The following is a 10,751-nucleotide window of genomic DNA, read 5'->3' as shown; positions in this document are numbered from 1 at the left end:
AAATATTATAAATTTACAGTTTTAATTTAACCTAACACCTGCCACCTGATACACTTCGACTACGCTCAGTGCGCCGCCTGACACTTTTTTTTAGACATAATTTATCATACTCAAAGTAAGAGAGCCAATTTTTTCAACGGTATTGGTAATAATTTCTGCACTTTTTTCTATTTCTGTATCCGTAGTAAATTTGCCGATACCAATTCTCAATGCACTGTCTATGATTATATCATCTAAATTCATCGCCCTTAAGACGTGAGAAGGAGAAACGGTGGCACTACTACAAGCTGAACCCGTAGAAATGGCTAATTTATCCCTAATTCGGGCAATAACAGCACTATTTGGCACATGGGGGATGGATATATGCAGATTTCCTGCGAGGCGTTTTTCTGTATCTCCATTTACCACTAAATTCGGGATTTTCTCTTGTAATAATGATTGTAAGTGATTTCTTTTCAGTTCGATCGAGCTTTCATCTTCCTTCATTTCCAGTTGTCGTAAATAACAAGCCTCTCCCAATCCCACTATCCCTGATACATTTAATGTACCCGATCGAATCCCGTTTTGATGTCCTCCGCCATAAATGAGGGGTTGTAAATGATAACCTTTTTTGATGACTAATGCACCGATACCCTTGGGGGCGTATAATTTATGACCAGAGATAGTTAAAAAAGTGATACCCCAATCGTGAAAATTAACGGGAATTTTGCCCACTGCCTGAGAACCATCGCAAAGAAAGGGTATATGATATTGTTGAGCGATTTTACCAATTTTTTCAATGGGGTAAATATTCCCAACCTCATTATTAGCACCCATAATACACAATAAATCCCCTCCTTCACTGCATAGTTTTTCAAGGTTATTTAAGTCAATTCTGCCCTTATTATCCACTTTCAACCACACAATTTTTCCTAATCCCTTCTTTTCCATTGCCTGACAAGTATCGATAACTGCTTTATGTTCGAGGGGTGAGATAATATAACGATGAGGATAAGGCTTGATTAATCCTTGAATAACCAAATTAATGCTTTCTGTTGCACCTGATGTGAAAATAATTTCTTGGGGTGAGGAGTTAATTAAATCTGCTATCTGTCGTTTTGCTTTTTTGACTGCTTCTTGGGTTCGATCGCCAAAAATATGATCTATACTGCTACTATTACCAAAATTAGTCACCATATAATCATAGACTTTTTGGGCAACCCTTCGATCGACGGGGGTTGTGGAGTGATAATCAAGGTAGATAGAATTAGACATTAAGAATCATTGAGTGTATAATGTTTTTCTAAGTACACATTTTACATAAAAAAATGAGAACGAATATTGATCTTGATGATAGTTTATTAGAAGAACCTTAAACCCACATTTCTCTCGTTATCTAGGTTTTATAATTCACTCAGGTTTTGTTAAGGCAGATCAGTAAAGTAACAATTTCAAGATATAATTGCTAAAGTGTTATTTTTTGTACAATGAATCTCGATCGAAAATTATCCAGTTACGACTATCACTTACCACCAGAGTTAATCGCCCAAAACCCTGTAACTCCAAGGGATAGCTCTCGTTTATTAGTGGTTAAACCAGAAAGTTCGATCGAACATACGATTTTTTGTAACTTGCCAGATTTATTGTTACCCGGTGATTTATTAGTTGTCAATGATACCCGTGTCATTCCCGCTCGTTTATACGGTAAAAAATCCACTGGGGCGCAAGTGGAAGTGTTATTAATCGAAGAAACAGAAAATAACTGTTGGTTAGCCTTAGTGAAACCGGGAAAGCGTTTTGCGGTGGGTAGTGAAATTATTTTTAGTAATGACTTAAAAGCTACGGTTATGGGGAAAGATGACAAGACAGGAGGGCGATTTTTACAATTTACCTTTCCTTCCTCTCAGACTTTTTGGCAAGTGTTAGATAAGGTGGGTAATATTCCTTTTCCTCCCTATGTCACGGAATCTCAAGCTAAAGTTGAACAATATCAAACTATTTACGCTGAAAAAGAAGGTGCGATCGCAGCTCCAACAGCAGGATTACATTTTACAGAAAGATTGTTTAAAGAATTGAAGGAAAGACAAGTTAATATTGCTACTGTCACCCTTCATGTGGGTATCGGTACATTTCGCCCTGTAGAAGTTGAAGATATTTTAACCCATGAAATGCACCACGAATCGATCGAACTCGATCGAAACACCGTTGACTTAATCAAGAAAACCAAAGAAGCAGGAAGAAAAGTTATAGCCGTAGGTACAACCGTAGTGCGTACCTTAGAAGGTGCATATCAACATCATCAGAAATTAAAGGCATTTTCAGGGAAAACCGACTTATTTATTTATCCGAGTTATGAATTTAAAGTCATCGATGGTTTAATCACTAATTTTCATCTTCCTAAATCTAGTCTATTGATGTTAGTTAGTGCGCTCATTGGTAGAGAAAGATTGATGAGTATTTATCAAGAAGCCATAGAAGAAAAGTATCGATTTTATTCCTTTGGAGATGCCATGTTTATCAATATTTAGATGTTGCCTCATAGTATTTTGATGAAGGTAGTGAATAGTGAATAGTGAATAGTGAATAGTGAATAGTGAATAGTTTTTAATCAAAAATTTAGAGTTCAATTTATTGAACGTTAATCTATTAGAGGTGTAATTCATTACACGTTAGATTATTGATGAACGACTAATTCCTCATTCTTAATTCTTAATTCCTCATTCTTAATTCTTAATTCTTAATTCTTAATTCTTAATTCTGCATTCTTAATTCTTTATTTTTTCCAATCTGCAATATTCCATGTTTTTAAATCCCAAGGGGTTAAATTAACTCCCTGTAAACTATTACTAACGGCTACGGTATCGGCACGATGCACGATGGGAACTACCACTGTATCTTGAATGAGTATATCATTTAACTGTTTAAAAATATTTGCCCTATTTTCGGGGTTTAACTCTGTGGTGACGGTGGCTAAAATTCGATCGAACTCTTTGTTACAATAACGGGAATAGTTATTTCCCGACCAATTATTACTCTTTTGGGGTATATTGTCACAAGTATAAACCTTAAAATAAGCTGTGGGATCGGGATTTTCATTGCCTGTCGTAAACATTTGCACATCAGCGTAAAAACGTTCTACAGTATCAGTATTACTAGGATCACTAGAAAAGAAGATACTAGCATCGATCGTCTTTAATTCTACACCGACACCTAAAGATTGCCAACTTTGCTTAATAATTTCTTGGGTTTTTTGTCGTAAAGGGTTAACAGTGGTTTGAAACACTACCTTCATTTCGACACCGTTTTTGTCTCGAATACCGTCACCATTGCTATCTATCCATCCTGCGTTATCTAATAATTCCTTTGCTTTTTCCATATTAAATTCTGGTACAGGAGTATTAGAAACATATTGAGGAGGTGCTAATAAAAAATTGTTGGTGGGTTTGCCTGTAATGCCATAAAGTTGAGTTGCGATCGTATTTTTATCCACAGCTAAAGCTAAAGCCTGTCTCACATTGCTATCACTGAGAAAGGGATGAGGAAACTGTAAACTTGATCTTTCCCCGTCAGGTGTGGCACGATTAGGATCAGTATAGTTAAGTAAGATACGTTCACTATTAGAACCGAAATTGGTGACAATATTACCTTTTCCCCCTTTAGCTAACTCCTGCAAAATATTCGATTCTACCTGTAGATTATAGGCAAAATCGGCTTCTCCCGTTTGTAAAACTGCCCTAGCGGCTGAAGTGGCATCTCCTCCCCCTTTAATTTCTACCGTGTCAAAACTGATTTTTTCGGGGTATCGATAATGGGGATTGGGTTGATAAATTACTGAGTCACCCGGTTTAAACTGTACCACACTATAAGCACCTGTACCGATAGGGATAAGATTATAAGGAGCTGATCGAGCATTTTCTCCGTTATACTCATTATAAAGGTGACTGGGTAAAATCATCCCTGCACTACCCACAAACACAGAATACCAAGCAGGATTTACTTCCTTGAATGTCACCTTCACGGTATAGTCGTCTAAGGCTTCTACCTTTTCTATGTTGAGATATTCTTTAGCGTTAACACTACCAACTTTGGGATTGGTGATAAATTCGTATGTAAATACCACATCCTTCGCAGTAAAAGGTTGTTCATCAGACCATTTTACATCTTGACGTAACTTCCACACGATCGATTTTCCATCTTTGGCGATACCGCCGTTTTCTTCTGTGGGAATTTCTGAAGCTAATACGGGGATTAACTCACTGTCAGGGTTAAAGGTTGCTAAAGGTTCAAGGGTAATTCTACTAGCTTCTGCGTCTTTAAATCCAGTGGAGAGGTGGGGATTTAAAATAGTAGGCGCTTGCCAATATAACATTTTTAATATTTTATCATTTTGCTCGATCGAACTCTGATTGGGAGAGGAGTTGCAACCGATTAAAGTAAAACCACCGATAACCACAGCGAGGAATTTTATTAAAGAGGAATAAGTCATAAGTAGGTGAATAAAAATAATTTAGAATTTAGAGTTGCTTAATAGAGTTTTTTCATTCTCGAAATTTGATTGATATAACTGAAAACTATAATGAATAAGAAATCTAGTCATTTTTTATAATGAGAAAATCAATTATTATTAAAAACCATGATATTTTTTGTAAAAATTTAGTTCAATTTATTATACGTTACCTAAATAATAGCCTATTCAAAAATCTTTTAATTTAGTCAGCAGAAGTGGTTGATAATAAGTGATTTTGCATTTCTAAATAGATTAATAAAGCATTGACATCCGCAGGATTTACTCCTCCAATACGAGTAGCTTGTCCGATGGTTAGAGGCTTAACTTTTGTGAGTTTTTCTCTTGCTTCCATAGACAAAGTTTCTATCTTCATATAGTCTAAATTTTCATCTAATTTACGGTTACTATGACGGGCAATTTGATCAATTTGATTTTGTTGTCTTTTGATGTAACCAGAGTATTTAATTTCAATTTCTGCCCCCTCTTTTTCCGCTTTATTTAACTCAGCATTACCGAGATTATATTTCTCTAAATCTTCATAGTGAAAATTAGGACGGCGTAATAAATCCGCTAGGGTAATGGAGTTTTTAATTTTTTGTTCTGTATCTTCCACAATTCTTATAGCAACTTCTTCTCTTTCTTTGATTCTCGTTTCATATAATCTCTCTTGTTCTGCTATGATATTTTCTTGTTTACGTTGATATAGTTCCCAACGTCGATCGTCGATTAAGCCGATTTCTCTACCAAGGGGAGTTAAACGTTGATCTGCGTTGTCCGATCGAAGTATTAAACGGTATTCCGATCGAGATGTGAGCATTCGATAAGGTTCTCGTAAATCTTTAGTACAAAGGTCATCAATTAAAGTACCTAAATAACTTTGTTCACGGGAAAACACCACCATCTGCTTATTTTGGGCAAATTTAGCCGCATTAATACCAGCAACGATACCTTGTGCGGCGGCTTCTTCATAGCCCGTTGTACCGTTAATTTGTCCAGCAGAAAATAACCCCTCAATTTTTTTTGTCATCAGGGTAGGATAACATTGAGTAGCGGGTAAAAAGTCGTATTCTACCGCATAAGCAGGGCGCAACATGACACAATTTTCTAAACCGGGGAGAGTGTGTAACATAGCTAGTTGAATATTCTCAGGTAAACCCGTAGAAAACCCTTGAATGTATAACTCTGGAATGTCTCGCCCTTCAGGTTCGATAAATATTTGATGACTTTCTTTGTCAGCAAAACGCACGATTTTATCTTCAATACTAGGACAATATCGAGGTCCTTTGGAGTCAATAAAACCGCCGTAAATGGGGGATAAATGCAGATTATCTTTAATTAATTGATGGGTTGCTTGGGTGGTACGGGTTAAATAACAGTTCATTTGTTCTCTTTCGATCCATACTTCAGGATCAAAACTAAACCAACGGATTTCCTCATCGGGGGGTTGTACTTCCATTTTGCTGTAGTCAACGGTGCGTTTATCCACCCTTGCTGGTGTGCCTGTTTTCAATCTTCCTGTTTCAAAACCTAAGTCATTTAAGGTTTCTGTAAGTCCGATCGAAGCAAATTCCCCAGCCCTACCTGCGGACATGGATTTACCGCCAATCCAGATTTTACCATCTAAAAATGTACCCGTAGTCAATACCACTGCTTTGGTTTTAAAACAAGTACCGAAGTAAGTTTGAACACCGATAATTTCATCATTTTTGCCTAAAACTAAATCCGTCACCATGCCTTCCCTGATGGACAAATTAGGCTCATTTTCCACAATATTTTTCATGACATGGGCGTATTCTCGTTTATCGGTTTGCGCTCTCAATGCCCATACAGCAGGTCCTCTGGAATTATTTAACACTCTTTTTTGGAGGTAGGTTCGATCAGCCATTTTGCCAATTTCTCCTCCAAGCGCATCGACTTCGTGGGTAAGCTGAGATTTTGCAGGTCCACCCACCGCAGGATTACAAGGTTGCCACGCAATTTTATCTAAGTTGAGGGTTAACATCAGGGTACGACAACCTAATCTAGCACTAGCTAAGGCGGATTCACAGCCTGAATGTCCACCGCCAATAATAATTACGTCAAACTCGTCTTGAAATTCTACGGGGGTTTTAATGGTCATAGTTATCTTGTTGTCTCAATAATGATAAAAATTCTTATTTTATATCATAACCTTTTGAGATTCTTTCGTGCCTTCAAGTTCACTTAGAAATGGAAATTGAAATTATGTTTAGTTGAATTGTCATTGCGAGGTACGAAGCAATCTCTTAAAATAAACAAGTCTATTTGATTAAATCCTCATTACCTATCCATTATTAACTATACACTTATAACCTCTATGGCTATTGCAGAAATTACCAAAACTCTCTTAACCGCAAAAAAAGCAAAAGGTGTCACTTTTGCTCAGTTAGAAGAAATTTTACAACGAGATGAAGTCTGGATCGCATCGGTGATTTATCGTCAGGCTACTGCCGATGAAACAGAGGCAAAAAAATTAGTAGAAACATTGGGATTGCCTTCTGAGTTAGCTGAAGAATTAACTATCCCCCCTGTTAAGGGTTGTTTAGACCCTGTAATTCCTACTGATCCTTTGATTTACCGTTTTTATGAAATTATGCAGGTTTACGGGATGCCTCTCAAAGATGTTATTCAAGAAAAATTTGGGGATGGTATTATGAGTGCGATCGATTTTACTTTAGATGTGGATAAAGTAGAAGATGCCAAAGGCGATCGAGTTAAAGTCACCATGTGTGGTAAATTCTTACCCTATAAAAAATGGTAGTTAAAAATAGGTAATAGGTAATGGGTAATAAGTAATAGGTTAATGCTCATTCCTAATTGCCAACTATTGTTGTACAATAACCAAAATAAGATTAATTTGTGAAGGATAGATATTGTGGCTTTTAAAATCGGTTTATTAGGACTTGGAACTGTAGGTGCAGGTACAGCAGAAATATTATTAAATCCTGAAGGCAGACATCCCCTTCTCCAAGATATAACGATCGAACAAGTAGGGGTAAAGTCTTTAGATAAAAAACGTTCGATCGAATTACCTACAGAAATTCTGACTACTGATTTAGAAGCCATCGTCACCAATCCCGATATTGATATTGTGGTGGAATTAATCGGTGGTTTAGAACCCGCTAGAAGTCTTATTTTAAAAGCGATCGAACATGGAAAACACGTTGTAACTGCCAATAAAGCAGTAATGGCAAGATTCGCCCCAGAAATCTACGAAGCGGCAAATAAAGCCAAAGTTTATGTACTCCTCGAAGCCGCCGTAGGAGGAGGTATTCCCATTGTAGAACCATTGAAACAATCTTTAGGTGCAAACCGTTTTGAAAATATTATTGGAATCGTTAACGGTACAACTAACTATATTCTGACTCAAATGACTCAAAATGGAGTGGACTTTGAGGAAGTATTAAAAGAAGCCCAAGCATTAGGCTACGCAGAAGCTGATCCCACCGCCGATGTAGGGGGGTTAGATGCGGCAGACAAAATCTCGATTTTAGCCTCCTTAGCCTTTGGCGGTAAAGTCAAACGGGAAGATGTCTATTGTGAAGGAATCACAAAAATTACCAGCAGTGACATTAGCTATGCTGAAAAATTGGGCTTTGTGATCAAACTTTTAGCCATCGCCCATAAATTACCCCAAAGTGAACCCGAAAAATTACAGCTAAGAGTGCATCCTACATTTGTGCCGAAATCTCATCCTTTAGCAAACATTAACGGAGTCAATAACGCCATTTTAGTCGAAGGGCAACCATTAGGACAAGTCATGTTTTATGGACCGGGGGCAGGATCAGGACCCACAGCTAGTGCCGTAGTAGCTGATATAATGAACATTGTGGGAGTTCTTTACAGTAACAACAAAGCCGAAAAGCTCGATCCTTTGTTAAGTTGTTCCCCTCAAAACTATTGTCTGGTTAGCCCCATAGAAGACGTTTACACCCGTTTTTATACCCGTTTCCTTTGTGCTGATGTACCGGGGGTAATTGGACATTTAGGCATGGCTTTTGGCGAACACGATGTTAGTTTAGAGTCAGTAGTACAAATTGGCTTTCAAGGCGAATTAGCAGAAATTGTAGTTGTCACCCATAAAGTGAGAGAAGGTAACTTTAGAAGTGCGATCGAAGAGATACAAAGTTTAAACGCCATTAAAAACATTCCTAGCATTATCAGAGTCTTGTAAAATTGTAGGGTGGGCATTGCCCACCAACTCCACTTACCTTTTCCCTATCTTCATCAGTAAACTTAAATGTAAACTAGCTTACCATATCGTAATGTAGTAACATTAATAGAACTTACGCATTGACAAATAACTCAAAAAATGTCTGACTAATATTTAGTATCTTTTGATACATTTTATTGATGTCACCATTTAATTTCGTCCATTAATATTGACAAAACTACTGTTAATGACTAAAGCCCTCGGAGTTAGCACTCAACCCCTCCGAAATTGGGATAAAACAGGAAAAATTAGCACCATTAGAACTCCCACAGGACTCAGGAGATATGATCTTATTACCTACTCAAACTTAGATGCGTTCTAGCTTATAATATTTAAGACTATTTATTAGATTCCTCATGTTAACTGTTACAGAAGTAGAAAAAATTATCCTCGATTTAGTTAAACCTATCACCGATATTGAATTTGTCTCTCTACATGACGCAACAAATCGGATTTTAGCTGAAGATATTACTTCCCCTCTGGATTTTCCATCTGAGGATAATTCTGCTATGGATGGTTATGCGGTTAAATATAAGGATGTCTTAGGCGCAACCCCAAATAAACCTGTGCCTTTAAGAATTGTTGAAGAAATCCCCGCAGGATATTGCCCTCAAAAAATTATCCATGAGGGAGAAACCGCTAGAATCTTTACAGGTGGAATTTTACCCCAAGGGGCTGATTCGATCGTAATCCAAGAGGATACTAAACGCAATCTCGATCGAGTGTTGATTTTTTCACCCACAAATTTACATAACTTCGTAAGACATAAAGGTTCTTTTTATCAAGCAGGAGATGTGTTGCTATCCGCAGGGATGAAGATAAATCCTCCTGAAATGGCTATTTTAGCTACAGCACAATGTTTGCAAGTACCAGTATTTCGATCGAGCGTCATTGGGATTCTCTCCACAGGCAATGAATTAATTACCCCTGATAAACCGTTACAAAAAGGGCAAATTATCGACTCGAATCAGTATCTTTTAGCAAGTTTTATCCAACAAAATGGCGGTATTCCTTTACCTTTGGGCATTATTCCCGATGATGAAATTGCCTTAGAAAAAGCCATCTCTCAAGCCTTAGAAAAAGCCGATTGGGTGATTTCTACGGGGGGGGTATCGGTGGGAGAATATGATTATGTGGATAAAGTCTTAACTAAGTTGGGGGGTGAGATTAAGGTTAAAAAAGTGGCGATGAAACCGGGTAAACCTTTAACAGTGGCAACTTTTGGCGATAAGTTATATTTCGGCATTCCGGGGAATCCTGTTTCTACGATGGTGACTTGTTGGCGTTTACTGCAAACCGCTTTACATAAGTTATCAGGTAATCGTTATTATACCCCCAGTTCGATCGTGCGAGGTATCACTCGTAATCATTTGCGTAGTGACGGCAATCGAGAAACTTATTTATGGGGTAACGTGAAGCTAATGGAGGGATATTATCAATTTACCACAGCTAAAGGTTCTCACAGTTCAGGAAACTTAGTTAATTTAAGAGGCGTTAATGCTTTGGCAATTATCCCTATCGGTACAAACTTAATCGAAATCGGTGATGATGTGCAAATTCTCCTTGTTTAATAGAGAATGAATAAGTGCCTTTATCTTCAGGAGATAATGGTTTGAAAATATAATGATATAAGATAAATAGATTATCAGGAATATAAATATATGACTTTTAGTGAAGTTGTTGAATCGGTTAAAAATTTATCGACAGATGAAAAAGAACAAATTAAATCACTTATTGAACATTATTTAATAGAGGAAAAAAGAGAAGAAATTTATCAAAATTATCTCCTTAGTCAACAGAGACAAAAAGAAGATAAATTAAATTTTTCTTCAGATATAAATGAATTAAAGGAAATCGGCTATTAGAAAATAAGTTCAAAAACAAACTAGAAATTTTTATAAATAATCCTTTTGATTCTCGATTAAAAACTCATAAATTATCAGGAAAAATCAAAGATTTATGGAGTTTTAGTATTGAGTATAATCAAAGAGTAATTTTTTACTTTGTAGATGAAAATAAAGCGATTTTTATTGA

General features: G+C 36.9%; 9 protein-coding genes. 6 read left to right on the top strand and 3 right to left on the bottom strand.

What is annotated here, in order from left to right; all coding sequences use genetic code 11:
* Window positions 1-90: 90 nt before the first annotated feature.
* Entirely contained in the window at window positions 91-1,254 is a 1,164-nt protein-coding gene (locus ACN4EE_RS12260) for a cysteine desulfurase family protein (protein ID WP_431706732.1), read from the bottom strand.
* Window positions 1,255-1,466: 212 nt separating this feature from the next.
* Here ACN4EE_RS12260 and queA point away from each other — a divergent pair, with 212 nt between their 5' ends.
* Window positions 1,467-2,507 carry a tRNA preQ1(34) S-adenosylmethionine ribosyltransferase-isomerase QueA gene (gene queA / locus ACN4EE_RS12255; protein ID WP_431706731.1) on the top strand — a complete coding sequence of 347 codons (1,041 nt, stop codon included), beginning with the start codon at window positions 1,467-1,469 and terminating at the stop codon, window positions 2,505-2,507.
* Window positions 2,508-2,752: 245 nt separating this feature from the next.
* Here the strand turns inward: queA and ACN4EE_RS12250 are convergent, their stop codons facing one another.
* Window positions 2,753-4,465 (bottom strand): peptide ABC transporter substrate-binding protein, encoded by a 1,713-nt coding sequence (locus tag ACN4EE_RS12250; RefSeq protein WP_431706730.1) that lies wholly within the window; start codon window positions 4,463-4,465, stop codon window positions 2,753-2,755.
* 223 nt (window positions 4,466-4,688) lie between these two features.
* A complete protein-coding gene (gene mnmG / locus ACN4EE_RS12245; protein ID WP_431706729.1) occupies window positions 4,689-6,605 on the bottom strand; it encodes a tRNA uridine-5-carboxymethylaminomethyl(34) synthesis enzyme MnmG in 1,917 nt (638 codons plus the stop codon).
* A gap of 216 nt (window positions 6,606-6,821) precedes the next feature.
* Here mnmG and cynS point away from each other — a divergent pair, with 216 nt between their 5' ends.
* From cynS to ACN4EE_RS12220, 5 genes are all read left to right on the top strand, one after another.
* Window positions 6,822-7,265 (top strand): cyanase, encoded by a 444-nt coding sequence (gene cynS / locus ACN4EE_RS12240; RefSeq protein WP_431706728.1) that lies wholly within the window; start codon window positions 6,822-6,824, stop codon window positions 7,263-7,265.
* 114 nt (window positions 7,266-7,379) lie between these two features.
* Complete coding sequence (locus ACN4EE_RS12235; RefSeq protein WP_431706727.1) at window positions 7,380-8,678, top strand: homoserine dehydrogenase; 1,299 nt, start codon at window positions 7,380-7,382, stop codon at window positions 8,676-8,678.
* A gap of 226 nt (window positions 8,679-8,904) precedes the next feature.
* Complete coding sequence (locus tag ACN4EE_RS12230) at window positions 8,905-9,039, top strand: MerR family DNA-binding transcriptional regulator (RefSeq protein WP_431706726.1); 135 nt, start codon at window positions 8,905-8,907, stop codon at window positions 9,037-9,039.
* A 34-nt stretch (window positions 9,040-9,073) separates the two neighbouring features.
* On the top strand, window positions 9,074-10,288 hold the full coding sequence (locus tag ACN4EE_RS12225) for a molybdopterin molybdotransferase MoeA (protein ID WP_431706725.1): 1,215 nt from the start codon (window positions 9,074-9,076) through the stop codon (window positions 10,286-10,288).
* A 90-nt stretch (window positions 10,289-10,378) separates the two neighbouring features.
* Window positions 10,379-10,582, top strand: a complete 204-nt coding sequence (locus ACN4EE_RS12220; protein ID WP_431706724.1) for a hypothetical protein — start codon at window positions 10,379-10,381, stop codon at window positions 10,580-10,582.
* The last annotated feature ends 169 nt before the right edge of the window (window positions 10,583-10,751 follow it).

The organism is Geminocystis sp. CENA526, from assembly GCF_050753365.1.
GTDB lineage: Bacteria > Cyanobacteriota > Cyanobacteriia > Cyanobacteriales > Cyanobacteriaceae > Geminocystis.
The sequence above is the reverse complement of the archived record's forward strand: the minus strand, read 5'-3'. Positions and strand labels throughout refer to the sequence as shown.